Consider the following 26,312-nt stretch of genomic DNA (forward strand, 5'->3'; position numbering starts at 1 on the left):
GCCAGGGCGGCGAGCAGCGCAGCCTGTACGGGTCTCACGCGGGCGGGCTCCAGGGTGTCTCGGTCACGGGGGTCAGCGGGCCCCGACCCTCGAACCACGACAACACGTTGTCGACCACGAGTTGGGCCATCGCCGTGCGGGTATGCTCGGAGGCTGAGCCGACATGCGGCAGCAGCACGGTCTTGTCGAGGGCGGCCAGCTCCGCCGGCACGTGCGGCTCGTTCTCGAACACGTCGAGGCCGGCCCCCAGGATCGTGCCCGCCTGAAGCGCGGCGATCAGCGCAGCCTCGTCGACGAGGCTGCCGCGGGCGACGTTGATCAGGATGCCCTCGGGTCCCAGTGCCTCCAGGACGGCGGCATCCACCAGCTTGCGGGTGTCGTCGCCCCCGGGGGCGACCACGATCAGGATGTGGACCGCCCGCGCCATGGCGATCAGGCTGTCGTGATAGGTGTAGGCGATGCCCGCCTTCCGGCTGCGGCCGTGATAGTCGATCGTGACGCCGAAGCTCTCCAGGCGATGGGCGATCGCCTGCCCGATCCGGCCGAGCCCCAGGATGCCGACCCGCCTCCCGCGCAGGGACGCGGTGAGCGGGAACGGCGCCTTCGGCCAGTGGCCCGCCCGCAGGTAGCGGTCCGCCTGCGGGAGCCGCCGGACGGTCGCCAGCACCAGGCCGACGGCGAGATCGGCGACCTCGTCGGTGAGCACGTCGGGCGTGTTGGTGACGACGATGCCGCGCCGATGCGCCTCGACCGCGTCGACGCCGTCGTAGCCGACGCCGAAATTGGCGATCAGTTCGAGCTTCGGCAGCCGCTCCATCAGGGCGGCATCGACTTGGCCGCCGACGCAGAGCCCCCGGATCCGCGGCCCGATCTCGGCCAGCTTGGCGTTCGGATCCGCGACGCCCGCGAGCCGGTGCACGGTGAAGCGCTCCTCGAAGGCGGCCTCGACCAGCGGATGCATCGTCTTGAGCAGCAGGATCTCGGGCGGCGCTTCGGACATCTCACACTCCCTGTTTGGCCGCTCGCTGCTGCGACCGGCGGTTTGGATTCGGCATAGGGCCTGCCGCCGGTCCGGCGCCAGCCATGCCCGGCCCCGGGCGGTGACATCCGGCGGCCGGCGCCGTGCGGCAGGGCGAAGACACGACGGGACCAGGACACGACGAGACGAGGACTCGCCCCTTTCGAAATTCGCCCGCGATGCCTACTAAGGAAGACGCATTATCGCGAGAGCTCTGCACCGATCCCATTCGAAGACGAAAACCGATGACCAGCCCGCGCACCCTCTACGACAAGATCTGGGACGACCACGTCGTCGATGTCCAGCCGGACGGCACCAGCCTCCTCTACATCGACCGGCACCTCGTTCACGAAGTCACGAGTCCGCAGGCGTTCGAGGGTCTACGCGTGGCCGGGCGCAAGGTGCGCCATCCCGAGAAGACGCTGGCGGTGGTGGATCACAACGTCCAGACCACCGACCGGTCGAAGGGCATCGACGATCCCGAGAGCCGCACCCAGCTCGAGGCGCTGGCCGAGAACGTGCGCGACTTCGGCATCGAGTTCTACGACGCCCTCGATGTGCGCCAGGGCATCGTCCACATCATCGGGCCCGAGCAGGGCTTCACGCTGCCCGGCCAGACGATCGTGTGCGGGGATTCGCACACCTCGACGCACGGCGCCTTCGGGGCACTGGCGCACGGCATCGGCACCTCGGAGGTCGAGCACGTGCTCGCCACGCAGACGCTGGTGCAGAACAAGGCCAAGAACATGCGCGTCACGGTGGACGGCGCGCTGCCGCCCGGCGTGGGCGCCAAGGACATCATCCTGGCGATCATCGGCGAGATCGGCACGGCGGGCGGCACCGGCCACGTGATCGAGTATGCCGGCGAAGCGATCCGCGCCCTCTCGATGGAGGGGCGGATGACCATCTGCAACATGTCGATCGAGGGCGGCGCCCGCGCCGGCCTGGTGGCGCCGGACGCCACGACCTACGCCTACGTCAAGGATCGCCCGAAGGCCCCCAAGGGCGCGGCGTTCGACAAGGCCCGGGCCTACTGGGAGAGCCTGCTCACCGACGAGGGCGCGTTCTTCGACCGCGAGGTGCGCCTCGACGCCGCGAGCCTGCCGCCGATCGTCAGCTGGGGCACCAGCCCGGAGGACGTGATCTCGGTGCGCGGCCGCGTGCCGGATCCGGCGGCGATCGTGGACGAGAACAAGCGCCAGTCCAAGGAGAAGGCGCTGGCCTATATGGGCCTGACCCCGGGCACGCCGATCACCGACATCACCCTGGACCGGGTGTTCATCGGCTCCTGCACCAACGGCCGGATCGAGGACCTGCGGGTCGTCGCCCAGATGGTCGAGGGTCGCAAGGTGCACGAGAGCGTGTCCGCCATGGTGGTCCCGGGCTCGGGGCTGGTGAAGGCGCAGGCCGAGGCCGAAGGCATCGATCGGGTGCTGAAGGCGGCGGGCTTCGACTGGCGCGAGCCGGGCTGCTCCATGTGCCTCGGGATGAACGCCGACCGGCTCAACCCGCTGGAGCGCTGCGCCTCGACCTCGAACCGCAACTTCGAGGGCCGTCAGGGCCATCGCGGACGCACGCACCTGGTCTCGCCGGCCATGGCGGCGGCGGCCGCGGTCGCCGGCCGGTTCGTGGACATCCGGGATTGGCCGCGCGGCTGAGGCGCAAAAGGCACAAATCGCGATTGACGGACCCCACGCGTCCGCATAAACGAAGCCGTCGCCGGCCAGTGGCCGACGGCGAGCCCAGGTGGCGGAATTGGTAGACGCGCTGGTTTCAGGTACCAGTCTTGCAAGAGGTGAAGGTTCGAGTCCTTTCCTGGGCACCATCAGCCGCCTAAAGCGCTGATCCGCACAACTCTCCCTCCCGACTATGATACGCGACCGGCCATCGCTGCCGGTCGGTGCCGCTTCGGATCCCTGTCGATCGAAGCCGTGCGCCATCATCCGAACCCAGCCCCGCGCGACCGAGACCTGTCACGACAGGGCCGCACGCCGTATCCCGGTGTCGCCCGATTCGCGCGGACTGCATGGCCACCCGTCGGAACGGCTCCGGTTCCCGGGGCTGCAGGCGAAGCGGGCCGGAAGGAGAATCACCGGATGACGAAGTTCTCCGCGACGCTCGCGGCCGCGTTGCTCATGGCCGCGTCGCCAGGCCAGGCCGCCGACGCCCAGCCGCAGATCCAGGCGGACGAGGGCGATCTCGCCGAGAAGATCGTCGGAACCTGGGAACTCGTCTCCTACCAGGTCGAGGACAAGGCGACCGGGTCGCTCATCGACGCGATGGGCAGCGCGCCGCGGGGCCGGGTGATCTTTACCCCGGATGGCTGGGTCGCGTTCAACCTCGAGGGCACCGACCGCAAGCCGGCCGAGACCGATGCCGATCGCGCGGCGCTGATGAAGACGCTGGTCGCCTATATCGGCCGCTACCGGATCGAGGGCGACCAATGGATCACGACGGTCCAGACCGCCTGGGCGCCGGAATGGGTCAACACCGAGCAGCGGCGGACGATCAAGATCCATGGCGACGAGGCCGACGTGACGACGCCCTGGCGGATCATGCCCAACTGGGATGCCGGCCGACTCTCGCGCAGCATCATCCGATTCCGGCGCAGCCGATAAGGGCGGCTCCCGCCATGCCGCCCGCGCGCACCCCGCATGTTCCGCACAGGACAGGCGGCGGCGTTTGTCCTACACCACAGATTGTCCTTTCAGACCTCATCCTCTAAGACGCGGTGAACACGCCGCCGCGCCAGATCGGCCGGCGTCTTTTCACCGTCGAGACTCGCCGATCACCGCACGACCTCCGGATCGGGTCTTGGCTCTATTCGGCGCTGCCACGTCGAACCCGGCCATCGACTGGGAAAAGACGCTTCTATCCGGCCCTGCACTTCCGGAAGCTGTCTTCGGAAGCATCGACGGCGCACAAGACAAGAAACGATCGCACACGATCGATCACGCGCTGCGTGCCGCATCATCCGCGGGGGAACGTTCCGGAAGGCTGGATGCGCGGGGCTCCCGTCGCATCGATCCGACGCCTTCTGTGCCGGGACGTGCCAGCCGTGCATGCCCGGCCCTCAACCGATGAGATGTGGCGATGCGTGCCGACGACACCAACAAGCCCCGATCCCCGCGCGACACGCTCGCCGTCAGCCGGCGGCAGCTCCTCGGGACGGCGGCCACCGGGCTCGCCGCGGCCTCGCTGCCGAGCGCCCTCGCGTTCGCCGACAGCGCCGACACCAAGGTCGACGTGCTGCTGATCGGCGGCGGCATCATGAGCGCGACGCTCGGCGTGTGGCTGAACCAGCTCGAGCCCACGTGGTCGATCCAGATGGTCGAGCGCCTGGATCAGGTCGCCCTCGAGAGCTCGAACGGCTGGAACAACGCCGGCACCGGGCACTCGGCGCTGGCGGAGCTGAACTACACCCCGGAGAAGAAGAACGGCCAGGTCGAGATCGCCAAAGCGGTAGAGATCAACGAGGCGTTCCAGGTCACGCGCCAGTTCATGGCCTCGCTGGTCAAGGCCGGGGTGCTGAAGAACCCCCACGCCTTCATCAACTACACCCCGCACATGAGCTTCGTCTGGGGCGACGACAACATCGCCTACCTGCGGAAGCGCTGGGAGGCCCTGAAGGCCAGCCCGCTGTTTGCCGGCATGGAATTCTCGACCGATCCGGAGCAGCTCAAGACATGGGTGCCCCTGATGATGGAGGGGCGCGACCCGGCCCAGAAGGTGGCCGCCACCTGGTCGCCGCTCGGCACCGATGTCGAGTGGGGCGAGGTCACCCGCCAGTACGTCGCCCACCTGCAGGGCCAGCCGACTTTCAAGCTGAGCCTCTCCACCGAGGTCGAGGGCATCGCCAAGAACGCCGACGGCTCCTGGCGGGTGACGTCGCGCAGCGTGAAGGATGGGTCGCGGCGCAGCGTCGACGCCAAGTTCGTGTTCATCGGCGCCGGCGGCGGCGCCCTGCACCTGCTGCAGAAATCGGGCATCCCGGAGGGCGAGGATTACGCCGGCTTCCCGGTCGGCGGCTCGTTCCTGATCAACGAGAACCCGGACGTCGCGACGCTGCACCTCGCCAAGGCCTACGGCAAGGCGTCGGTCGGCTCGCCCCCGATGTCGGTGCCGCACCTGGACACGCGGGTGCTCGGCGGCAAGCGCGTGATCCTGTTCGGACCGTTCGCGACCTTCTCGACCAAGTTCCTGAAGGAGGGCTCGTATCTCGACCTCCTCAGCTCGACCACGACCAGCAACATCTGGCCGATGGTCCGGGTCGGCCTGGACGAGTATCCGCTGGTCGAGTACCTGGCCGGCCAGCTCATGCTGTCGGACGACGACCGGATCGCGGCCCTGCGCGAATACTTCCCGAAGGCCAAGAAGGGGGAGTGGCGCCTGTGGCAGGCGGGTCAGCGCGTGCAGATCATCAAGCGCGACCCGAACAAGGGCGGCGTGCTGAAGCTCGGCACCGAAATCGTCAACGCCAAGGACGGCAGCATCGCCGCCCTGCTGGGTGCCTCGCCGGGTGCTTCGACGGCGGCGCCGATCATGCTGCAGGTGCTGGAGAAGGTGTTCGCCAAGAACGTCGCCACGCCCGAGTGGCAGGCGAAGATCCGGCAGATCGTCCCGAGCTACGGCACGACGCTCAACGATGACCCCGCCCGGGTCGCCGAGGAATGGGCCTACACCAGCGAGCAGCTGCAGCTGCCGGCGCCGCCCCGGATCGACACGGCAGCGCTCAAGCCCGTGCCGGCGAGCAGCACCGTGCTGAACAGCAGCGACACGCCGGTCCCGGCGCCGGTCCACGACCTCGCGCCCTGAGCGCGGTCTCTCCCGGGCCTCGTGCGGACGCACGGGGCCCGGGGCCGGCGGCGTTTCGCAGTCCCTCCGGGATCGGTTTCGGACAGGGAGCTCTACCGGGTGGCGCCGTGCGCGATGTGCAGCCAGCCGAAATCCACCGGATAACCGAGGCCGTGCAGCATCTTGACCCGCTTCCACGAGGCCGAGCGGGCCGAGCCGGCGTCCTGTCCGGCCTCGATCTCCGCGGATTCCATCTCCTGAAGCTCCCGGGTCAACGCCTCGCGCAGCCCCGTCGCCTTCATGGCCCCGAGGGCCGCGGTGAAGGCCTGCTCGGTCACCCGCACCTGATCGCAGATTTGACGCACGCTCATCAGTCTTGAGCCCTTTGCACTGCTGTGGGAACGCTATTGCGCAGTCATCGGATCTTAGCATCCGCGGCAGCAACGTCAGATGTACGTCTTTGGTGCAGACAGGTTTAGTATCCAGCTTGGTAAAGCCGGCCTTCTGGGGCGCTCGCGGCCGGGATCGATACCGGTTCGGGGAAAGCAAGCGCGTCGGATCGAGGACCGAGGGCGGTTCCGGACGGGGCCGAGGCGTTCGGGAAAAGGCGATGCGGCCCAGGCGTCTAGCGCAGCGGCAGCCAGCCGAGGCGGCGCGTCACCCGGGACGGACGGCGCCAGCGCCGCTTGCGTCCGAACGTCCTGCGCGAGTCGAGGATGCCGGATCCGACCTCATCCTTCTGGATGATCCGGGGCTGCACCGCCGCACCGATGGCCACCAGAGCGGCCGATCCGACCAGCGCCATGATCGCGGCACCCCAGAAAAGACTCTCGAACATCTGGTCCTTCCCGCCGGTATTTCCTTTTATAGGCCTGAAGTCTGATCGAAATTGCGGCAGAAGCTAGACTGCGCAGATTATTTTGCACACTTATCAGTATCGCCGCGGGTGGCTTTGCGGTGTGCAACCCTTGCGGCGGGCCATTTCCGCTGCGGCGATCCCCGCGAGCCTGGCCAAGGCCGGAGCGCGCGGCAGCGCCCGATACCCCCGATCCCCACCCCAACGCCGCGCTCCACCCGCTTCGGCGACCGTGGTTGCAAATTTTACGAAGCGTTCATCCTGCGGGTGTCCACTTTACGCCACCAAGGCCAGGCAAGCCTTCGGTGGACCACGCCACCCGCGACGGGCCAGGGACCGGCCCACAGGACAGATCACACAACAGGGATCCGAGACCGATGCCGCGCAAGACCGACACGACACCGCAAGAGCCGATCATGGAGCTGTGGCGGATCCTGGCGCTGGCGCTGATCGTCGCCGCCGGGATGCTCTTCGTCCATCTGGTCGTCCCCGCCGAGGCCGAAGCCCTCGACAGACCCGCAAGCACCGCAGCGCTGCGCTGACGCACCCGTCCCAGTCGCCGTCTCTCTCGTTCGGCACGGCTGGACGGCGGACCGGCGGCCTCGTCGGCGGGGCGAAGGCCGTGGGCTCCGTCCGAGGCGGATCCGCGGCAGGCCCGGACGCGGCGGCCCAGGGCCGGACCTGGAGTATCATTTCGCAGGATGGCCGCCGGCTTCCGGATGGAGCCGGCGGGAGAAGCCGCGGCCCGTCGGGGCCCGGCTGGGTCGGCGCCGCCTACTGCATCGCCAGCGGCATCGCCTCGACGGCGACCTCGCCGATCCCGCGGGCGGCGAGGGAGGCGCGCAATGGGCCGGTCAGGCAGGTGCCGGCCGTAAAGGCGCCATGCACGGCCCCGTCATGGTCGGCATCCCGCCGGGCCGGGCCGATCAGCTGGATCACGCGCCGGGCGATGGCGGGCGCCGGATCGATCCAGGTCACCGGCCAGGGCGCCAGCGCTTCGAGGCGCGGCAGCAGCAGCGGGTAGTGGGTGCAGGCGAGGCAGACCACGTCGGTGCGCCGTCCGTCAGCCTCGGCGACGAAGCAGGGCGCGATCTCGGCCGCCAGGGCGGCATCGTCGATCGGTGCGCCGGCCAGTTCGGCCTCGGCGAAGCCCGCGAGGTTCGGCGAGCCGACCAGCGTCACCGCGCAGGATCCGGCATAGGTCGCGATCAGGTCGTGCGTGTAGGAGCGTGCCACCGTGCCGGGCGTGGCCAGCAGCGTGATGAGGCCCGAGCGGGTCGCCGCAGCGGCGGGCTTGATCGGCGGCACCACGCCGACGAACGGCGTCGCGAAGCGCTGGCGCAGGGCCGGCAGGACCAGGGTCGAGGCGGTGTTGCAGGCGATGACCACCAGGTCCGGCCGGTGCGTCGCGACGAGCTGCTCCATCACCGCGAGCACCCGGGCCACGAGCGTCGCCTCGCCGAGCCGCCCGTACGGGAAGGCGGCATCGTCGCCGGCATAGACGTAGCGACCGTCCGGCCGCGCGCGGCGCACCGCATCGAGGACCGTCAGGCCGCCCAGGCCGGAATCGAACACCAGGATGGTCGGCTCCGGTGACGGGCGGAACGCCGCGGGGGACAAGCTCGCCCCGGCCATCAGATCGATCCGCATGGAAATTCTGGACTCCGCACTCAGCGCCTCGAATCTCGGTGTCGAGGGTTAAAACCTCCTCACTGCGGCGCAAGAAAGACCCGCGATTTCAAGTTCTCCCCGTTAACCCCCGCGTCCCCGGCGGCGAATGAGGCGAACGACCCGGGCGCAGGCGGAATCACGAGCGGAGGTTGTCTGACCACCGCGGGGACATATCTTCTGCGACCAAGCTGAGCGTCGATGAGACGATCCCAGCAGAGACGCGAATAAGGGAAGATCCGCATGGCAGCCACGGCGGCACTCCGCTCCGGCGACACGCGCGCGCAACCGGCTGCGGCTTTCCCGCCCCCGGCCGTGACCGCCCGGCCGATCGACCGCGCCGCCTGGATCGCCGCATTCCGTTTCGTGCGCAGCGAGACCGAGCGCCGCGCCGCGCCGCTCTCGGCGGAGGACCAGCAGGTCCAGTCGATGGCCGATGCCAGCCCGACCAAGTGGCACCGGGCGCACGTGTCGTGGTTCTTCGAGCAGTTCCTGCTGCGGGAGCACCTGCCGGGCTACGCCATCTTCGACGAGCGCCTGCACTACCTGTTCAACTCGTACTACGTGGCGGCCGGCCCGCGACAGCCGCGCATCCAGCGGGGCATGATCACCCGGCCGACCATGGACGAGGTCACGGCCTATCGGGCGCATATCGACCGCGCGGTGGAGTCGCTGCTCGGCCAGGCCTCGGAAAGCGCCCTGGAGGCCGTGCTGCCGATCCTCGAGATCGGGCTGTACCACGAGCAGCAGCATCAGGAGCTTCTGCTCACCGACATTCTGCACGCCTTCGCGCAGAACCCCCTCGGGCCGGTCTACGATGCCGGCTGGCGCTTCCCGGCCGCCTCCGGGCAGACGGGTCAGGCCCCGCTCGCCCGCGGCATCGCCTGGATCGGGCATACCGGAGACGGGTTTTCGTTCGACAACGAATCGCCCCGCCACGAGGCGCTGATCCTGCCCGGCCGGATCGACAGGGCGCTGGTCACCAACCGCGAATGGCTCGCCTTCATGGCGGCGGGGGGCTACGCCAAGCCGGAATTATGGCTCTCCGACGGCTGGTACGCCGGCCAGGCCGAGGGCTGGGAGGCGCCGGGCTACTGGCGCCGGGACGGCGACGGCTGGGCGACCATGACGCTCGGCGGCGTGCGGCCGGTGGATCTCGACGCGCCGGTCACCCATCTCAGCTACTACGAAGCCGACGCCTATGCCCGGTGGGCCGGTCGCAGCCTGCCGACCGAGTTCGAGTGGGAGGTGGCGGCGCGGGACGGCGCCCTGCCGGACGCGTTCGGCCTCGTCTGGCAATGGACCCGCAGCGCCTACACCGCCTATCCGGGCTACCGGCCGTTGCCGGGGGCCCTGGGCGAATACAACGGCAAGTTCATGGTCAGCCAGTTCGTGCTGCGCGGCTCGTCGGTGGCGACGCCGGAGGGCCACGCCCGGCTGCCGTACCGCAACTTCTTCTATCCGCATCAGCGTTGGCAGTTCACCGGCCTGCGCCTCACCGACGCCGCCTAGGGCCGTTCCCGATCGCGAACGGCCTCAATCCTCGATTCGAAACGCTCGCCGACGCCGAACCGGTATCCCCGTCGGCCGCGAGCGCTCCAAGCGCCCCGGAGTCGCCCTTGACCGTCAAGCCCAGCTTCCCCGACGCGGCCCCGGTCGCCCTGGACACGCCCGAACTGGCCTTCCTGGCCGATGTGCGGGACGGCCTGTCCCGCCCGCAGAAGGCACTCGCGCCGAAGTACTTCTACGACACCGCCGGCTCGGACCTGTTCGAGGCGATCACGCGGTTGCCGGAATACTACCCGACCCGCACGGAGGTCGGGATCCTCGACCGCAGCGGCCCCGAGATGGCCGCGCTGCTGCCGGCCAAGGCCGCGCTCGTCGAGTTCGGCAGCGGCTCGACCATCAAGCTGCGCCGTCTGCTGCGCCACCTCGACAAGCTCGCGGCCTACGTGCCGGTGGACGTCTCGGCCGAGTTCCTGCGGGCGCAGGCGGACGTGCTGAGCAGCGACTTCCCGCATCTGCGGGTCGAGCCGGTGGCGGCCGACTTCACCCGCGACTTCGACCTGCCCGCGAGCCTCGCGGGCATGCCCCGGGCCGGCTTCTTCCCGGGCTCGACCATCGGCAACTTCGAGCCCGCCGAGGCCGAGGACCTGCTGCGGCGGTTCGGGCGCATCCTGGGGAAGGGCGCCCACATGATCGTGGGCGTCGACCTCGTGAAGGATACCGCGATCCTGGAGAACGCCTACGCGGATGCAGCAGGCGTAACGGCTGCGTTCAACCTCAACCTCCTGACCCGGATCAACCGGGAGCTCGCCGGCCGCTTCGATCTCGGCGCCTTCGCGCACCGGGCGGTGTTCAACCCGGGGCCCTCACGGATCGAGATGCATCTGGTCTCGCAGCGCGCGCAGGATGTCGGAATCGGCTCCGAGACCTTCGCGTTCGCGGCCGGCGAGACGATCCACACCGAGAGCAGCTACAAGTACACGGTCGAGACCTTCCGAGCCCTGGTGGAGCGGGCCGGCTGGACCTGGATCCAGGTCTGGACCGATCCGGAGGGGCTGTTCTCGGTCCACGCCCTCCGGCAGGATTGAACCCCGGCGCGTCAAGCCGGCACGTGGGGTGAAGGACGGCCGGATGCGTTTCAGCCCGCGCTGGTTCTACCTCGTGGCGCCGGGGCTCGGCGCCCTGGCCGGCCTGCTCTACGGATCGCTGTTCGCGGTCGGCCCGCTGCTGGGCTCGGCGATCCGGGGCGCGATCATCGGGGCGCCGATCCTGCTCTACGAGCGCGGGCTGCTGTGGCGGCAGATGCGGGAGCGCTTGCGCCAGCTGGCGACGCCGCTGTTCCTGCTTTCCACCGTGGCGCTCTACATCGCCCTGATCGTGGCCGGCAACGCGGTCGCCAGCACGGTGCTGAACCGCCTGTTCCGCTTCATGTACAGCGAGCGGAACGCGATGCTGATGACCGAATCCGGCCTGCTCTACGGGCTCGCGATCTCGGTCCTCGTGGTGTTCGTGTTCCGGGTGCGCGACCTGATCGGTCCCGGCGTCTTCGCCAACCTGCTGATCGGCCGCTACCACCGGCCGATCAGCGAGGAGCGCATCTTCCTGTTCCTCGATGTCACCGGCTCGACCCGCTTCGCCGACCGCCACGGCGACCGCGCGGCGCAGGCCTATCTGGGGCAGGTGTTCAACGCCCTGGCGCCGCCGGTCTCGCGCTTCCGGGGCTCGATCGACGATTACATCGGCGACATGGCCCTAATCACCTGGACGATCGAGCGGGGCACGCGCGACGCGGCCTGCCTGCGCTGCGTCTTCGCCTTCGCCGAGCAGCTCGCCGCCGAGGCCGACGCCTGGACGAAGCGGTTCGGGCAGGTCCCGGAATTCCGCGCCGCCCTGCATTGCGGCTCGGTGGTCACCGCAGAGATCGGGCTGGAGCGCCACAAGATCGCGTATTTCGGCGACGTCGTGAACACCACAGCCCGGCTGGAGAGCCTGTCCAAGAGCCTCGGCGTGCACGTGCTGGTCTCGGCCGACCTGCTCGACCGGATCGGCCCGCTGCCGCCCGACCTCGTGGCGGAGGATCTCGGCACGCACGCCCTGCGCGGCCGAGAACAGCCGCTGGCCGTGGCGGCGATCCGGAAGCCGGCTTAAGGCATCGTCAGGACCGTCGGCTGCCGGCTCAGATACTCTGCGCGCCGCGCTCGCGCATCGTCGACTTCCGAAAGCCGGCAGCCACCTCTCGGGGCGATGCTCTAGGCGCCCAGGACCTTCAGCACTTCCTGGGCCGCGCGCTCACCGTCGAGGGTGGCGCCGCCGACCGTCATGGCGCCGCCGCCGGCGAGCGCTTCGCCGGCGAAGAACACCCGCCCGCCGACCGGATCGCGCAAGCGCTCGCGAGCCTCCGCGTGTCCGGGCTCGACGATGGAATACGAGCCGCGGGCGTGCGGGTCGGTCCACCACCCGGCGAGGCGGCCGGCCAGGACGGCGCCCTGCGCCTTCGCGCCCAGGATCGCGCCGAGGCGCTCGGTGGCCAGGGCGATCGCGGCCGGTTCGCCCGCGCGGCACAGGTCCCGGGCGAGGTCGCCGCCGAGATTGGCCACCGCGATGGCGCGGCCGAACGGGCCCATCTCGAAATACACCGTTGGGCCGCCGGTGATCACCGACACCGCGTCGCCCAGAGCCGCCGGATCGACCTTCGCAGGGTCGAGCCGCAGGCCGATCTTGGTGTAGGCGCCCATGTGCAGACCATCCAGGGCCGCCGCAGTGCCATCGGGCAGGCCCGGGGTGAACCGGATCGCCCCTTCTTTCAGCACGCCGACCGGCACCGTCACGATTGCCGCCGCCACCGCGAGCGTGCCGCAGGCCGTGTCGATCCGGACGGTCTTGCCGGACCAGTCGATCGCCCGCACCGGACAGCTCAGCCGGACCGGGAGGTCGGCGAAGCGCCGCGCCACGAGGTCGCCGTAGCCATCGACCCAGAGGTCGGTCCCGGACCACAAGCGATCGTAATCCACCGCCGAGACCCGCTCGGGATCCTCGCCGAGCGAGAGCCGGCTCAGGCCGGCCGCCGCACCCTCGGCGTTCGGGCCCCCAGCGTGGGCGGCCTCGGCCAGCGAGGTGTCACCCCCCTTGGGGGCCAGCAGCGCGTCGAGCCCGGAGAAGCCCGCACGGCGGCTCGCATTCTCCGCGTCGGTCGCCGGCCGGCCGTCGATCATGAGCGTCCGGGCCCAGCCGCTCTCCTGCGCGAAACGCACGCCCGATGCCCGGGCCACGGGGGCCCAGGGGTTGCGCTCGGCCCAGTGGATGTACTCGGCGCCGGCATCGAAGCGGCAATCGGGTCCGAGCGACCGATCGGTGAAAGCCCGGCCGCCGATCCGGTCCCGGGCCTCGACCAGCACCACGTCCTGCCCGGCCGCGCGCAGTGCCGACGCCGCCGCCAGGCCGGCCGCCCCGGCGCCGACGACCGCCACGGAGCCGCCCCGCGTCGCGGCGCGCACGGACGGGGCCGCCAGCACGGCAGCCGCCAAAATCGTTCGTCGGGTCGGACTCATGGCGTCACCGCTGGGGGGCCATTCTGAACCGGATCAGTCCGGCTTCATCCCGGATACCTGTACCGAGATCGCGGACCGGCAAGCGCGGCAGGGCCGCGGCATCTTCCCGAAGGAGGCGAGCCTGCGGCCGGCAAAGGGTGATGCCGTCTGGACGTCCCCGAGCATCATCGCGGAAACGGAGATGCCGCCTTAAATGCCACCGACGCCGCGAGGCCAGGACCGCACGCAGGGCGTCGATCCTGTTGCCCGATCCGAGGCTCTAATGCGCGGCCGGGTTGGCGGACCGCTTCTCCATCATGGTCTTGACCTGCATCAGCTGGTCCCAGACCTGACCGGGCGAGGTGCCGAAGAAGTCGAAGCCGGCATTCACGCCGAGAAAGATCCCGACGCAGATCAGTGGCACCAACACCCAGGCCAGCACCTCCTCGCCGCGGCGACGCCGCTGGCGGCGCCGGCGCCGCTCCTCGCGCCGGGTCAGCTTCGGGGCAGGCGCAGGATGCGTGACGGGGGATAGAGGCCCCTCGTGCAGATCTTCGGTCATCAAGCGCCTCCTCGCCGCGGCGCGTTCGCGTCGCGGCGGTCATAGACCGGCAGGCCGTGGTCCGGAAGCCTGCCGGCCGGCGTGAGGGCTCTTATGCGCGGACCAGTGGCACCTTCGGCACGGTCCGGACGCCGCCGCCCGAGCCGCCGCTGCCACCACCGCCGCCCTTGTCGTCCTTCGGGGTCTTCTTGCGCGTGGCCGCGCGGGGCTTGGCCCGCTTGTGCCGCTTGGCCGCGTTGGTGACGTCCGCCTCCGGCTTCGGCGTGACCGGACCGGCCGGGAAGTCGAAGCCGAGGCTGTCCTTGGCGCCGGCCTTGGCCTCCTCGTCCTCCGGCTTGCGCACCACCACCCGGACGGCGCCGCCGTCCTTGAGCTTGCCGAACAGCACCTCGTCGGCCAGCGGCGTCTTGATGGTCGCCTGGATCAGACGCGCCATCGGGCGGGCGCCCATGGCGTCGTCGTAACCGTGCTCCACCAGCCACGCCCGCGCCTCGTCGGACAGCTCGATCGTCACGTTGCGGTCGGCGAGCTGCGCCTCGAGCTGGAGGACGAACTTGTCCACGACCTTGGCCACGACCTCCTTCGGCAGGTGGCCGAACGAGATGATCGCGTCGAGGCGGTTGCGGAATTCCGGCGCGAACAGCTTGTTGATCGCCTCCACGTCGTCACCCGTGCGCTTCGTCTGGGTGAAGCCGTAGGCCGACTTCGCCAGGTCCGAGGCGCCGGCATTGGTCGTCATGATGATGATGACGTTGCGGAAATCGACCTGCTTGCCGTTGTGGTCGGTCAGCTTGCCGTGGTCCATCACCTGCAACAGGATGTTGAACAGGTCCGGGTGGGCCTTCTCGATCTCGTCGAGCAGCAGCACGCAATGCGGGTGCTGGTCGATCCCGTCGGTGAGCAGGCCGCCCTGGTCGAAGCCGACATAGCCGGGGGGCGCGCCGATCAGGCGGCTGACCGTGTGGCGCTCCATGTATTCCGACATGTCGAACCGCAGCATCTCGACGCCGAGCGAGGAAGCGAGCTGCTTGGCGGCCTCGGTCTTGCCGACGCCGGTCGGACCCGCGAACAGGTACGAGCCGATCGGCTTGTCCGGATCGCGCAGGCCCGCCCGGGCGAGCTTGATCGCCGAGGTCAGCGCCTCGATCGCGTTCGGCTGGCCGTAGACCACCCGCTTCAGGTTCTCGGTGAGGTGCTGCAGCACCACCGCGTCGTCCTTCGAGACGGTCTTTGGCGGGATGCGGGCCATCGTGGCGATGGTCGCCTCGATCTCCTTGATGCCGATGGTGCGCTTGCGACGCGCCTCCGGCACCAGCATCTGCGACGCGCCGGTCTCGTCGATCACGTCGATCGCCTTATCGGGCAGCTTGCGGTCGTTGATGTAGCGGGCCGACAGCTCGACCGCCGCCTTCACGGCCTCGGTCGTGTACTTGAGCTTGTGGAACTCCTCGAAGTACGGGCGCAGGCCCTTCACGATCTCGATCGTGTCCGGGATCGACGGCTCGTTGACGTCGATCTTCTGGAACCGGCGCACCAGGGCGCGGTCCTTCTCGAAGTACTGGCGGTACTCCTTGTAGGTGGTCGAGCCGATGCAGCGCAGCGTGCCCGAGGCGAGCGCCGGCTTGAGCAGGTTCGACGCGTCCATGGCGCCGCCCGAGGTCGCACCGGCACCGATCACCGTGTGGATCTCGTCGATGAACATGATCGCGTTCGGGTGCGCCTCGATCTCCTTCATCACCTGCTTGAGGCGCTCCTCGAAGTCGCCCCGGTAGCGGGTGCCGGCCAGCAGCGTGCCCATGTCGAGGGAGAACACGGTCGCGTCGGCCAGGACCTCCGGCACCTCGTGCTGGATGATCTTGCGGGCCAGGCCTTCGGCGATCGCGGTCTTGCCGACGCCGGGGTCGCCCACCAGCAGCGGGTTGTTCTTCTGCCGGCGGCAGAGCACCTGGATCGTGCGCTCGACCTCGGAGTGGCGGCCGATCAGCGGGTCGATCTTGCCGTCCCGGGCCTTCTTGTTGAGGTTCACGCAGTAGGCGTCGAGGGCGTCGCCCTTCTTCTTCGCGCCGCCGCGGGGATCGCCCTCGTCGCTCGGGCGCTCGGGGGCGCCTTCCTCTTCCGCGCCGCGCACGGGCTTGGCCTCGGACGCGCCGGGGCGCTTGGCGATGCCGTGGCTGATGTAGTTGACCGCGTCGTAGCGGGTCATGTCCTGCTCCTGCAGGAAGTAGGCGGCGTGGCTCTCGCGCTCGGCGAAGATCGCCACCAGCACGTTGGCCCCGGTCACCTCCTCACGGCCCGAGGACTGGACGTGGATCACCGCCCGCTGGATCACCCGCTGGAACCCGGCGGTGGGCTTGGCGTCTTGGCGCCCGTCCCCGGTCAGGTTCGAGAGCTCGGTGTCCACGTAATCGACCAGGCTGCGCTTCAGCGTGTCGATCTCGACGTTGCAGGCGCGCATGACCGCGGCCGCGTCCTGGTCGTCGACAAGGGCGAGCAGGAGATGCTCCAGCGTCGCGTATTCGTGCCGTCGCTCGCCGGCGAGCGCCAGGGCTCGGTGGAGGGCTTGTTCTAGGCTGCGTGAGAAGCTTGGCAAAGCTGGCCTCTGTGTGGGTGCCTACCGCGAACGGCGCCTATTTCTTTTCCATAACGCACTGGAGAGGATGTTGGTGTTTGCGCGCGAAGTCCATGACCTGCGTCACCTTGGTCTCCGCCACCTCGTAGGTGAAGACCCCACACTCGCCGACCCCGTTCTGATGCACGTGCATCATGATGTGGTAGGCGTCCTCGTGACTCTTGTTGAAGAAGCGTTCGACGACCAGCACGACGAATTCCATCGGCGTATAATCGTCGTTCAGAAGGAGTACCCGGTACAGGCTTGGCTTCTTAGTCTTCGGCTTGGTGCGGGTGATGATCGCGGTGTTGGACCGGTCGTCGCCGCCCGGGGCGCGCGAACCGGAGGCCGTGATCGCCAAACGCGCCGGCCCGTGAAGCGTCGTCGATATCGCGGTGCCCTGAAGGGGGACCTGTGTCATGTGCGTCGAACCGATCCCTCGATTGGAGCGGGCGTCGCCGGCCCCCAATACCGATCCCGTCATGACCCTGCCGGGAGCGGCGTCCGGGTCGGCGGACATTAATCTACAGACCGTGAAGCGACTTCGCCAGACGCCTGCGCGCACTTGTCCGCCCCGCAAAGCTTGCGCCCGGCGCGACGCCTGCGACCCGCTCATGCCGACCTGTCGAGGTCGGCACGCGGAACGCGCCCGGCAGGCGGGGCCAGGGTCGGCGCGCAGCGCCCGGATCGAACCGCGCGAAACCCGATTCCCGACCGGGGAATGTCGTGAGACGCGGGGAGGGCGGGGGATCGTTGCATGGCCGGCCTCCTCGGCGCCGCCGGGCCGGCTCGCCGCGCGCCGACACCGATGACGAAACCGGATCTCACCCAAGAGTGTGGGTCGCATACGCCATCGTCAAGACATGGCCGGACCGGCGCGATTCGGAACGCGAGTGGTTCGCATTAACGGGCCTGTAACTGCACCCGCCTAATTCTCAACCGATGCAGCGGGGCCACGCGATCAACGCAGGCCAGCACCAGAGATACGACCGGCGCATGCCGGTCTCGCGAGGCAATCAGGCGTGATGCGTAGCGTTGTAGGCCGCCCCCGGACGATCCCCGCGCTGCCGGCCGCCTTGGCCGCCGCCGCGGTCCTGACCGCCCTGGCCGCCCCGGCCGAAGCCCGCCGCGGGCGGCACCATCACCATGCGTCAGGGGGCGGCTACAACCCGCCCTACGCCGCCATGGTGGTGGACGTGAAGAGCGGGAAGACTCTGCACGCGGTCAACGAGGACGCGCTGCGCCATCCGGCCTCGATCACCAAGGTCATGACGCTCTACATGCTGTTCGAGCAGATGGAGCGCGGCAAGTTCGCCCTCGATTCCGAGCTGACCATGTCGGCCCACGCTGCCGCCCAGGCGCCCTCGAAGCTCGGCCTGCGCCCGGGCCAGACCATCACGGTCGAGGACGCGATCAAGGCGATCGTCACCAAGTCGGCCAACGACGTGGCCTGCGCGATCGGCGAGAACATCGCCGGCTCCGAGGAGCGCTTCGCCCAGATGATGACCGCCAAGGCGCACGCGCTCGGCATGAGCCGGACCCGCTACGCCAACGCCTCCGGCCTGCCGGACCCCGACCAGCTCACCACCGCCCGGGACCTCACCGTCCTGGCCCGCGCCATCCAGGATCGGTTCCCGCACTATTACCGCTACTTCCAGACCCGCGCCTTCGCGTTCCGCGGCCGGGTGATCGGCAACCACAACCACCTGCTCGGCAACGTCCAGGGCGTGGACGGCATCAAGACCGGCTACACCCGCGACTCCGGCTTCAACCTGATGACCGCGGCCAAGTCCGAGGGCCGCCAGATCGTGGCGATCGTGCTCGGCGGCAAGTCGGGCGGCAGCCGCGACCGGATCATGGCCGACCTCGTCCGCGCCAACCTGCCCCGGGCCTATGCCGGCGTCCGCCAGTCGGCGCCGGTCACCGAGATGGCCGAGCGGGCCCGCCCGGCCGTGGTGGCGGACGCCGTCTCGCGCACCCGCACCCAGGTCGCCTCGGCCGACGACGAGGATGTCGAGACCACCGGCACCACCGGCGAGCCCCTGGACATCATGCCCTCGCGCTCGACCACGACGCCGGGCGGCACCTGGAAGCCCGGTCCGCAGGGCGTGTCGCAGGCCCTCCCGAAAGCCGCGCAGGCCTATGCCGGCGCGAGCGGCGCCCAGGCACCGTTCCCGGGCGCGTCCAAGACCGCGGCCCGGATGGCCTCCGCGGAACGCGACGAGCCGCCCAAGGCCGTCGCCGGGACCCGCGTCGTCCCCACCGCCTGGGTGATCCAGCTCGGCGCCATGGACGACGAGTCCAAGGCCCGCACGATGCTCTCCGAGGCCCGCGCCAAGGCCGGCGGCAGCCTGTCCAAGGCGGCGCCCTACACGGTCAAGGTCGAGCATGGCGGGACCACGCTGTACCGCGCCCGCTTCTCCGGCTTCGCCGAGCAGGATTCCGCGCAGGATGCGTGCTCGGCCCTGAAGCGCAGCGGCTTCAGCTGCTTCGCGACCCGCAGCTGAACGACCCTGAGCATCATCCCGAAAGGTGGATTCCGGCTTTCGGACCAAGATGATGCGGAGACAGAGGCCTCGAGCGTCGTCCCGGCCCTGATTTCCGGGACGACGCTCTAGACGATCGACGGCGCGCCCCTCCGGCGCGCCGGCACGGCGGAGCCGCGGCTGTGTTTGCCCGCGGCTGCGAACCAGTCAGCATCTGACAACGCGCGTGGAGTTCAGCGATGTCGGTTCAAAAGCCTGTCCCGGGCCGCGTTGACCCGCGCCGCCCTGTCGGCACTTCCGCCCTGGTCGGGGTGGGTGAGCTTCATCAGAGACCTGTGGGCCGTCCGGACCTGCTCAGCGGTCGCCCCGCGCTGAAGCCCCAGGATCTGGTGCGCCTCCTCCTGCGTCATCGACCCTGGATACGCCGGGCGTCCCGGCCGCGGGTCTCGATCGCGCTCAGCGTCTACACGCCAGCCGGGCGCCCGGCGGTCGAGATACGGCTCTAGCAGCGCCGCGCCCTCGGGATCGCGTGCGCGGCAGACCTGCAGCAGCGCGATCAGGATTTCGGCCGGCAGGGCGTCGAGCCGGGCCCCGGCACCGGGCCCGGCGATCACCCGGCCGTCGCGGATGGAGCCGTCCGGACGCAGGCGGACATCGAGCAGGGACGTGCGGTGCCGGAGCCCGGGGCCGAACCGGGACGTGACGAGGCGGGCGAGGCGCTCGGTCATGGCGGCCTGCCCCTCGATCATCCAGATGCCGCTGAGGCCGAGCAGGGCCGCCAGGATGAGGTTCCCGTGCAGGAGCAGGAACCCGGCCGCCGCGAGCGCGAAGGCGCCGCCGAGCTTCTGCGGCTGGACCGCGCCGGTCACCGCGCCGACGCCCTTGCCGAAGGCACGCCCGAGCCGGCGGCCGAGGCCGTCCCCGTTCTTCGAGAGCCACCAGAGCGTGGCGCAGGCCAGTAGGACCGCAAACAGCACCATCGCGAACCGCCGCCGTTATCGCCGCGCGCCGAATTCGGCGCCGACGCGGCCACCGATCCGCACCGTGGTGCCGTCACCCAGATCGTAGAACCCGCGCGGGGCCGTCGTCGGGGCGTGGGCCGGAACGTCGCAGCCGGGCGGCGGCGGCAGGCGGACACCCTCCGGCAGGTCCTCCGGACAGAGGCGGGACCGCACCCGCGTCTCGGCAGCCTGCGCGATGCCGGCGGAGACCAGGACGAGCAGCACGAGGCCGGGCAGCCGCCTCACCGGCGGTTCTCCGCGACATCCGCGGTGGTGATGCGGACCTCCCGGATCCGGCCGCCGCGCACGACCTTCAGGTTGATGGCCGCGCCGAGGCCGGCCTCCTCGATCGCCGCGGTGAGGTCGGCCAGCCGGCGGATCGGCCGGTCCTCGGCCGCCACGATCACGTCGCCGAGATCGCCGGATTGCGGGTCGACGCCGCGCAGGCCGGCCTGGGACGCGGGCGACCCGGGCAGGACCCGCAGCACCACCACGCCGTCGATCCCCAGCCGGGCGGCGGCGGCCTCCTGGGCGGCGATGATGCCGATGCCGGGGTTGCGCACCCGCCCCACCCGGATCAGCTCAGGGACCACGCGGTTGACCACGTCCACCGGGATCGCGAAGCCGATGCCGGCGCTGGCCCCGGAGGGCGAGACGATGGCGGTGTTGACCCCGATCAGCCGGCCGGCGGAATCGAGCAGGGGGCCGCCGGAATTGCCGGGGTTGATCGCCGCGTCGGTCTGGATGACGCCGGATAGCTCACGCCCGGCGCTGGTCGGCATCCGCCGGCGCACGGCGCTGATCACGCCGGTGGTCAGGGTGTGGTCGAGGCCGAACGGGTTGCCGATCGCGAAGGTCGACTGGCCGACCTTCAGGTCCGCCGAGGTCCCGATCGCCAGGGGCGGCGGCATCTTGGCCACCCGCCCGAGCCGCAGGACCGCGAGGTCGTAGGACGGCGCCAGCCCCACCAGGGTCGCGGAGACCACCTCTCCGTCGCTCATCCGCACCGAAACCGAGCCGCCGGATTGCGCCGCGTTCTGCACGACATGCGTGTTGGTGACGACGTGGCCGGCCCCGTCCCAGACGAAGCCGGTGCCGGTCTGCGTGCCGCCCTGCTCGCCACCCTCGTCGTCCGCGTCGAGCAGGTCGCGCCCGGTCGCGGCGCTCCGCGCGAAGACGTGAACGACCGAGGGGCTCGCCCGCTCGAACAGCGCGATCGTGGCGGATTCGGACTGGGCCAGATCGCCGCGTGCGGTCACCGCCCGCGGCGTCTCGGCCGCGTAGAGCAGCGCCTGCACGTAGGGTTGGGCGACGTAGAGCGCCAGCAGGATTAGGACCGCGGCGAGCACGATGCGCACGGTACGATCCGGCACGGGGGCGGTCTCCAGGTCAGGACGAGGCAGCGAAGGGGCGGCGGCGGGGCAGCGGCGCAGCACGCGCGGGGAAAGCCTTAAGTGCGCGTTCAGGATCGGGGCGTCAACACAGGGGAAGCACGGTCTCCGCTGGGGCCCTGACGTGTTCTGGCGCACCTCGGAGACTGGCGCGCATTGGCTAACGGAATGGTCATCAATCGGTGGCCACAATTCTCGCAAGTTCACGGCGGATCAGGCATGGCCGGTTTGGGCATGGAACAAGGCACCGCACCTTATCCTACGTAGTAGGACTAGATACTGGTGCCTGAAATGCCCAAATTGATCGCAAAGCTGCCGCAGAGATGCTTGCATTGACGCTCAGCCTCTCGGATCCCGCGGCACACCGGTTCGACCGGGCGGCGGGGATCTGAACGGTCCAAAACGGTTCGGAAGGACAAGTCATCATGGAAACCGAAGCTCTCGAACGCCCGGCCGATCTCACGATCTGGCGCACGGCCCCGGCGAGCGCCCCGCTGGCCCAGCCCGAGCGGTACGGCACCCTGCGCGAGGCGATCGCCGCCGCCGCGGGCGCCCTGACCGATCCGGCCAAGCAGCCCTGGATCATCACCGAGGAGGGCGAGATCCTCTCCCCGAACTGGATCCGCACCTATCTGAACTGACCGGTTCCAGCGGATCCAAAGTGGCTTTGCGCGAAGAGGATCGACCTGCTGGGGTCCTCGCAGCGCAGAGCCCCGCCGATCGATCGGCGGGGCCGTGACGAATTGCCGACCGGTCGTGCCGTGCCCGCCGGATGACGGCGAGGCGGTCGATCGATCCTGCCAAGGTCACGTCGCCCGTGCGCCAGCTCCGTTCGTATGCTGGACGAACGGAGCCTGAAGCTGCACTTCAGGCCAGCCTCTTCTCAAGAGTGCGAGCCGCGTCCGCGACCGCCGTTGCTTTCGACACCCTGCGGTTCGTCCGCACGCTCCGCGGCAAGGCCAAAATGTCCTCGGAGCAGGCCGAAGGTCTGGCCGACGCCATCGCCGAGGCGATCCAGAACGATCTGGCGACCAAGACCGACATCGCCGCGGTCCGGACGGATATCGAGGCGCTGCGGCTCTCGACCAAGTCCGAGATCGAGGCGCTGCAGCTCGCCAACAAGGCCGACCTCGCCGAGACGAAGGCCGAGATCGTCACATGGATGCTCGGCGCGATCGGGTTCCGGGCGCTCGTGATCGTCGGCGGCAGCGTGGCCCTGGCACGGGGCCTGCACTGAGCGAACCTGGGCGCGGCTCAGGAACAGCGGGGATATCGGGGATCGCAATCGGTACCCCGCCGGCTCACTCCGCGGCGTCCGAGTGGCGGAAGCCCTCGACCCCGACCTGCTCCGGGTTGATCGCGTGCAGCGCCCGGCGCGCCGCCTCCAACGGGTGCTCGGCCTCGATCCGCACCGACGTCAGATCCGGGCTCTTGTAGACGGTGACGATGGTGTCCATCACCTCGGTCAGCGTTGTGCGCTTGTCCTCGGGGGCGGCGATCAGCAGTTGCAATCCCCAGGCGCGGTAGAGATCGACCAGCGCCTGGCTGTTGCGCACGTCGAGCTTGGAGAACGCCTCGTCGAGGAGACAGAGGCCCAGGCCCGGATTCTCGTCGCCGGGCCGGTCGCCCGGATAGTAGGCGCTCGCCAGCGAAGCCGCGATCGCCACGTAGAACGGCGCCTGCGCCTCGCCGCCGGACCCGCGCAGCGCCCGCGCCGACATCGTCGTGCGGTTGCCGGCCGCGTCCTTCATGCCGATCTCGTACACGAAGTAGTTGCGGTAATCGGCGAGCCGGGCCGCATCCTCCTGGCCGGCGATCAGCGCGGTGATCTCTTCCAGCGCCGCCGCCATCGGCCCCTCGGTTTCGCCGGCCAGCAGCGCCTGCGCGGCCTCGGGGGAGCGGGCGGTCTCGGTGGCCAGGGCGTGGACGGCGGCGTAGCGCCGGTCCACCGCCGCCTCGAACGCGTAGGTCTGGCCGGTGAAGCTGCGCGCCGAGAGCCGCTCGTTCAGGGCGGCGAGCCGGGCATGGACCCGCTCGAACCGGTCGGCCAGGCGGGTGAGAAGATCCTCGGTCATGAGCCGGCGCATCTCGACCTCGGCCCGCTCGGCCTGGGCGCGGTAGCGGCGCAGCTCGTGGCCCTCGACGGCCTCGTATTCCTTGGAGACCCAGGCGTAGCCGTCGATCGCCGGGGCGTCGCCGGCGTTCAGCGGATTCTCGACCCGCCAGGCCGAGCAGGCCTCGGTCAGCTCGCGCTCGGCGACGCGCCCGTGCGAGCGGGCCGCCTCGGCGGCCTCCGGGCGAGCCCGCGCTCTGTGGCGGCCCGTGTGCCCGCGGCCTTGGCGTCGAGGCCCGCGAGCGCACCCGCGCCTGCGCGATCACGCCGATGCCGAACGTCTCGGGGCGGGCGAGGCGCACCCGCGCCGCGTCGCCGCCCATCGCCTGCCGCAGGGCTGAGCGCCGGGCCGCCAGCGCCGCGCGGGCGGCCTCGCGCACGGTCCCGAGGCGCCCCGCAGCGCCGCCTCGTCGGCGAGCAGGCGGTCGAGCTTCGGTTCCAGATCGTCGGACAATTCCCGCAGGTAGCCGATCCGCTCGGTGGTCAGCGCGGCGATCTCGGCGGTGAGGCCGGCATTGTCGCGCTTCTCGATGCCCTCGCGCTCGGTCTGGAGCGTGCGCCGCCGCCCCTCCAGCCCGTCCAGCTCGCTCCGCAGGGTATCGACGTCGTCGAGGCCGCGCGCGATGCGGGCCCGGACCGCCGCGGCGGTGCGGGCGGCCTCGCGCAGGACAGCCGCCTCGCCGCGCAGCCGCCGGGCCTCCGCAACCGCGGCCTCGTGCGCCCTGCGGCTGTCCACCGTGGGCCCGCGATGGCCGCGGGTCATCAGCAGATCGACGCTGCGGGTCACCGAATAGGCCATGCCGGCCGTGGTCCGGCCGCTCGGCGCAACGGCGCGGGACAGGCGGGCGAGCTCGGCATCGTCCTTTGCCAGGTCGTAGCCCCCGAGCCGCACCCCCAAAAACGCCTCCGCGTGCGGGTCGCTGGTCTCGATCACGGTGAGCGGGCCGTCATCGTAGCGGCGCGCCCGCTGCTTCGCGGTGTCGGTGGTCTTGACCAGGATGCAGCGGTGGAACCGGTCGCGGCCCGATTGCAGGACGCCCAGCGCCTCGCTCAGCCGGTCGGGCGCCACCACCAGGGCCTCGCGGGCGCGCCCGAGCAGGCCCTCCAGCGCGGGCCCCCAGGTCGGGTCGACGATCTCGGCCAGCTCGCAGATCGGCAGCGCGTCGATGTCGCGCCGGGCCAACTCCCCGGAACGCGACCGTATCGGAGGACAGGCGCGCCGCCGGGCCGGCGCCGGTGCGCGGCGCGGTGCGCTCGGCCCGCGCTCTCCTGCGCGCGGGCCTTCAGGGCGGCATCCTCGGCCGCCCGCTCCAGGGGCCTCGTCGAATTCCGGCAGGCGCCGCAGCCCGTCGATCAGGTCCGCCAGGGGCCCGTCCGGGCGCAGGATCTCGTCGGGCGAGGATTCCCGGCGCAGGCCGGCCCGGGCGCAGGATTCCGCGAGGCGGGCCGCCGGCGGGCAGGCCTGTCGCAGGATCGGGGCGACCGGCTGAAGCTTGCCCATCTGGCCGACCAGGCCGACGAGGTCGGCGATCCGGGCGGAGAGGTCCTTCCGGTCCCGCTCCAGCATCGACAGGCCCAGCGTCGAGGCGGCGAGCCGGCCCTCCGCGGCGCTGCCGGCGAGCAGGGCCTTCTTCTCGGCGATCTCGCCGTCGATCTCCCGGACGTGGCCGCGGCTCGCCGCGACCCGCTCCCGGGCGATCCGCAACGTGTCGGCACCCTCGCGCAGGCGCAGGCGGACCGCGACGAGGTCGAGGCTGCGGCGGCGCAGCTCGGCGCAGGCCGCCGCGAACTCGTGGGTGGCAGCGGCCAGCACCGCCTCGCCCCAGGCCTCGTAGCGGTCGCGCAGGCGCCGCAGCCGGGCGAGACGGCTCTCCAGTTCGCCGATCGTCTCGAGCAGGCGGCGCCAGTTGGCGATGGAGAGCCGCACCCGCTCGACGTCCAGGGGCTCCGGGTCGAGCACGAAGGCGCGCACGAAGGCGCTGGTGTCGAAGATCGGCTTGAACGCCACGGCGTTGGAGAAGCTGCGCAGGAAGTGCCGCGGCTCGGGGGAGGGCGCGCCCTCGCGCAGGGTCGCCAGGATGTCGGCGGTGAAGCGCTCGCCGGAGGTCCGGTACTCGGTGAAGCTCGCCGCCCGGGCGCGCAGATCCGCGGCGATCTCGCTCCACGGCGCCGTGAAGCTGCCGCCCGGTGCGGTGCGGGTATAGTCGGCGACCTCGAACCGGTGCCCGACCGCGATGAAGCGGGACAGCACGGTCTCACGCGGCTCCACCGCCCGGGCCGCCAGCGCCAGCCCGACCGTGACGGTGCGGCCCGAGGCGGGGTTCTCGAACACCAGGGCCAGCACGGTCTCGCAGGATTCCCGCGTCGGCCGTCCGCCCTCCGCCGGATCGCTGATCCAGCCCAGGCAATAGTCGCGCACCGTGCGGGCGCTGCGTCCGGAGGCCGAGGCGTTCAGCGCAAGCCGGCTGGCGTTGTTGCCGGCGAGCACCGTGCCGACCGCGTCGAAGATCGTGGACTTGCCGGCCCCCGTCGGCCCGACCAGGGCGGCGGCGCCCCGGAGGCGGATCTGCTCGCGCCGGATCAGGTACCAGTTCGAGATGGCGATGTCGGTGAGGACGTACACGATGTCGGGAGGCCGGGCCGCTGTCGGAAGGATGTGCGGACCAGTTGGCCGGGTTCGGCCGCGCATGCAAGCTTCGGCGTTCCCGGCGCCGAGCTGTCACCTCAACCGGGATTCGCAACTTGTCAGACAATTTTGCGCCTGTATCGTCCCGCCGGAGGG

Annotated in this window: 23 protein-coding genes and 1 tRNA gene; 11 read left to right on the forward strand and 13 right to left on the reverse strand. The window is 70.5% G+C overall.

Translation table 11 applies throughout. The features are described 5' to 3' along the window. Positions 1 to 34 precede the first annotated feature (34 nt). Positions 35 to 1,000 (reverse strand): 2-hydroxyacid dehydrogenase, encoded by a 966-nt coding sequence (locus FVA80_RS03325; RefSeq protein WP_147905801.1) that lies wholly within the window; start codon positions 998 to 1,000, stop codon positions 35 to 37. 263 nt (positions 1,001 to 1,263) lie between these two features. Between FVA80_RS03325 and leuC the strand changes: the two genes are divergently transcribed. The 4 genes from leuC (at position 1,264) to mqo (ending at position 5,833) form a co-directional block, all read left to right on the forward strand. Further along, on the forward strand, positions 1,264 to 2,676 hold the full coding sequence (gene leuC / locus FVA80_RS03330) for a 3-isopropylmalate dehydratase large subunit (protein WP_147905802.1): 1,413 nt from the start codon (positions 1,264 to 1,266) through the stop codon (positions 2,674 to 2,676). Between the two features lie 82 nt (positions 2,677 to 2,758). Beyond that, positions 2,759 to 2,843, forward strand: a tRNA-Leu gene (locus FVA80_RS03335). A 271-nt stretch (positions 2,844 to 3,114) separates the two neighbouring features. Beyond that, positions 3,115 to 3,636 carry a lipocalin-like domain-containing protein gene (locus FVA80_RS03340; protein ID WP_147905803.1) on the forward strand — a complete coding sequence of 174 codons (522 nt, stop codon included), beginning with the start codon at positions 3,115 to 3,117 and terminating at the stop codon, positions 3,634 to 3,636. Positions 3,637 to 4,111: 475 nt separating this feature from the next. Further along, positions 4,112 to 5,833 (forward strand): malate dehydrogenase (quinone), encoded by a 1,722-nt coding sequence (gene mqo / locus FVA80_RS03345; protein ID WP_147905804.1) that lies wholly within the window; start codon positions 4,112 to 4,114, stop codon positions 5,831 to 5,833. Positions 5,834 to 5,925: 92 nt separating this feature from the next. Here mqo and FVA80_RS03350 read toward each other — a convergent pair whose 3' ends face one another. Both FVA80_RS03350 and FVA80_RS03355 read right to left on the reverse strand, forming a co-directional pair. Continuing rightward, positions 5,926 to 6,183, reverse strand: a complete 258-nt coding sequence (locus tag FVA80_RS03350; RefSeq protein ID WP_147905805.1) for a hypothetical protein — start codon at positions 6,181 to 6,183, stop codon at positions 5,926 to 5,928. Positions 6,184 to 6,437: 254 nt separating this feature from the next. Continuing rightward, the gene (locus tag FVA80_RS03355) at positions 6,438 to 6,650 is read right to left on the reverse strand and encodes a hypothetical protein (RefSeq protein ID WP_147905806.1); all 213 of its coding nucleotides are present in this window, start codon (positions 6,648 to 6,650) and stop codon (positions 6,438 to 6,440) included. A gap of 395 nt (positions 6,651 to 7,045) precedes the next feature. On the opposite strand from FVA80_RS03355, the gene FVA80_RS30300 reads away from it, so the two are divergent. Continuing rightward, positions 7,046 to 7,210 carry a hypothetical protein gene (locus tag FVA80_RS30300; protein WP_187193582.1) on the forward strand — a complete coding sequence of 55 codons (165 nt, stop codon included), beginning with the start codon at positions 7,046 to 7,048 and terminating at the stop codon, positions 7,208 to 7,210. A gap of 232 nt (positions 7,211 to 7,442) precedes the next feature. On the opposite strand, the gene murI is transcribed toward FVA80_RS30300, so the two are convergent. Beyond that, positions 7,443 to 8,318, reverse strand: a complete 876-nt coding sequence (murI, locus tag FVA80_RS03360) for a glutamate racemase (protein WP_147905807.1) — start codon at positions 8,316 to 8,318, stop codon at positions 7,443 to 7,445. 261 nt (positions 8,319 to 8,579) lie between these two features. Between murI and egtB the strand changes: the two genes are divergently transcribed. The 3 genes from egtB (at position 8,580) to FVA80_RS03375 (ending at position 11,990) form a co-directional block, all read left to right on the forward strand. Next, positions 8,580 to 9,848, forward strand: a complete 1,269-nt coding sequence (egtB, locus tag FVA80_RS03365) for an ergothioneine biosynthesis protein EgtB (protein WP_147905808.1) — start codon at positions 8,580 to 8,582, stop codon at positions 9,846 to 9,848. Between the two features lie 107 nt (positions 9,849 to 9,955). Then, complete coding sequence (gene egtD / locus FVA80_RS03370; protein ID WP_147905809.1) at positions 9,956 to 10,930, forward strand: L-histidine N(alpha)-methyltransferase; 975 nt, start codon at positions 9,956 to 9,958, stop codon at positions 10,928 to 10,930. 43 nt (positions 10,931 to 10,973) lie between these two features. Beyond that, a complete protein-coding gene (locus tag FVA80_RS03375; RefSeq protein ID WP_147905810.1) occupies positions 10,974 to 11,990 on the forward strand; it encodes an adenylate/guanylate cyclase domain-containing protein in 1,017 nt (338 codons plus the stop codon). Between the two features lie 101 nt (positions 11,991 to 12,091). On the opposite strand, the gene FVA80_RS03380 is transcribed toward FVA80_RS03375, so the two are convergent. The 4 genes from FVA80_RS03380 to clpS form a co-directional block, all read right to left on the reverse strand. Further along, entirely contained in the window at positions 12,092 to 13,390 is a 1,299-nt protein-coding gene (locus FVA80_RS03380; RefSeq protein ID WP_147957778.1) for an NAD(P)/FAD-dependent oxidoreductase, read from the reverse strand. A gap of 259 nt (positions 13,391 to 13,649) precedes the next feature. After that, the gene (locus tag FVA80_RS03385; RefSeq protein WP_147909963.1) at positions 13,650 to 13,931 is read right to left on the reverse strand and encodes a hypothetical protein; all 282 of its coding nucleotides are present in this window, start codon (positions 13,929 to 13,931) and stop codon (positions 13,650 to 13,652) included. 91 nt (positions 13,932 to 14,022) lie between these two features. Then, on the reverse strand, positions 14,023 to 16,521 hold the full coding sequence (clpA, locus tag FVA80_RS03390; protein ID WP_147909962.1) for an ATP-dependent Clp protease ATP-binding subunit ClpA: 2,499 nt from the start codon (positions 16,519 to 16,521) through the stop codon (positions 14,023 to 14,025). A gap of 37 nt (positions 16,522 to 16,558) precedes the next feature. Continuing rightward, a complete protein-coding gene (clpS, locus tag FVA80_RS03395; RefSeq protein ID WP_187193701.1) occupies positions 16,559 to 16,960 on the reverse strand; it encodes an ATP-dependent Clp protease adapter ClpS in 402 nt (133 codons plus the stop codon). Positions 16,961 to 17,564: 604 nt separating this feature from the next. Between clpS and FVA80_RS03400 the strand changes: the two genes are divergently transcribed. Continuing rightward, a complete protein-coding gene (locus tag FVA80_RS03400) occupies positions 17,565 to 19,046 on the forward strand; it encodes a D-alanyl-D-alanine carboxypeptidase (RefSeq protein WP_147909961.1) in 1,482 nt (493 codons plus the stop codon). A 212-nt stretch (positions 19,047 to 19,258) separates the two neighbouring features. On the opposite strand, the gene FVA80_RS03405 is transcribed toward FVA80_RS03400, so the two are convergent. Genes FVA80_RS03405 through FVA80_RS03415 form a run of 3 tightly spaced genes read right to left on the reverse strand, consistent with a single transcriptional unit; the run spans position 19,259 to position 21,399 of the window. Beyond that, on the reverse strand, positions 19,259 to 20,005 hold the full coding sequence (locus FVA80_RS03405; protein WP_147909960.1) for a molecular chaperone DnaJ: 747 nt from the start codon (positions 20,003 to 20,005) through the stop codon (positions 19,259 to 19,261). 15 nt (positions 20,006 to 20,020) lie between these two features. Continuing rightward, the gene (locus FVA80_RS03410) at positions 20,021 to 20,272 is read right to left on the reverse strand and encodes a hypothetical protein (protein WP_147909959.1); all 252 of its coding nucleotides are present in this window, start codon (positions 20,270 to 20,272) and stop codon (positions 20,021 to 20,023) included. Beyond that, complete coding sequence (locus tag FVA80_RS03415; protein WP_147909958.1) at positions 20,269 to 21,399, reverse strand: trypsin-like peptidase domain-containing protein; 1,131 nt, start codon at positions 21,397 to 21,399, stop codon at positions 20,269 to 20,271. Before FVA80_RS03415 ends, FVA80_RS03410 begins: the two co-directional genes overlap by 4 nt. 443 nt (positions 21,400 to 21,842) lie before the next feature. Here FVA80_RS03415 and FVA80_RS03420 point away from each other — a divergent pair, with 443 nt between their 5' ends. Next, complete coding sequence (locus FVA80_RS03420) at positions 21,843 to 22,058, forward strand: hypothetical protein (RefSeq protein WP_147909957.1); 216 nt, start codon at positions 21,843 to 21,845, stop codon at positions 22,056 to 22,058. Between the two features lie 323 nt (positions 22,059 to 22,381). Further along, on the forward strand, positions 22,382 to 22,654 hold the full coding sequence (locus FVA80_RS03425; RefSeq protein WP_147909956.1) for a DUF1640 domain-containing protein: 273 nt from the start codon (positions 22,382 to 22,384) through the stop codon (positions 22,652 to 22,654). A gap of 64 nt (positions 22,655 to 22,718) precedes the next feature. Here FVA80_RS03425 and FVA80_RS30950 read toward each other — a convergent pair whose 3' ends face one another. Together FVA80_RS30950 and FVA80_RS03430 are read right to left on the reverse strand one after the other, a co-directional pair. Continuing rightward, positions 22,719 to 23,492, reverse strand: coding sequence for an SbcC/MukB-like Walker B domain-containing protein (locus tag FVA80_RS30950; RefSeq protein WP_246692247.1), 774 nt, complete (start codon positions 23,490 to 23,492; stop codon positions 22,719 to 22,721). A gap of 300 nt (positions 23,493 to 23,792) precedes the next feature. After that, positions 23,793 to 26,219, reverse strand: coding sequence for an ATP-binding protein (locus FVA80_RS03430; protein ID WP_246692248.1), 2,427 nt, complete (start codon positions 26,217 to 26,219; stop codon positions 23,793 to 23,795). Between the last annotated feature and the right edge of the window lie 93 nt (positions 26,220 to 26,312).

It is taken from the genome of Methylobacterium sp. WL1, from assembly GCF_008000895.1.
Lineage (GTDB): Bacteria > Pseudomonadota > Alphaproteobacteria > Rhizobiales > Beijerinckiaceae > Methylobacterium.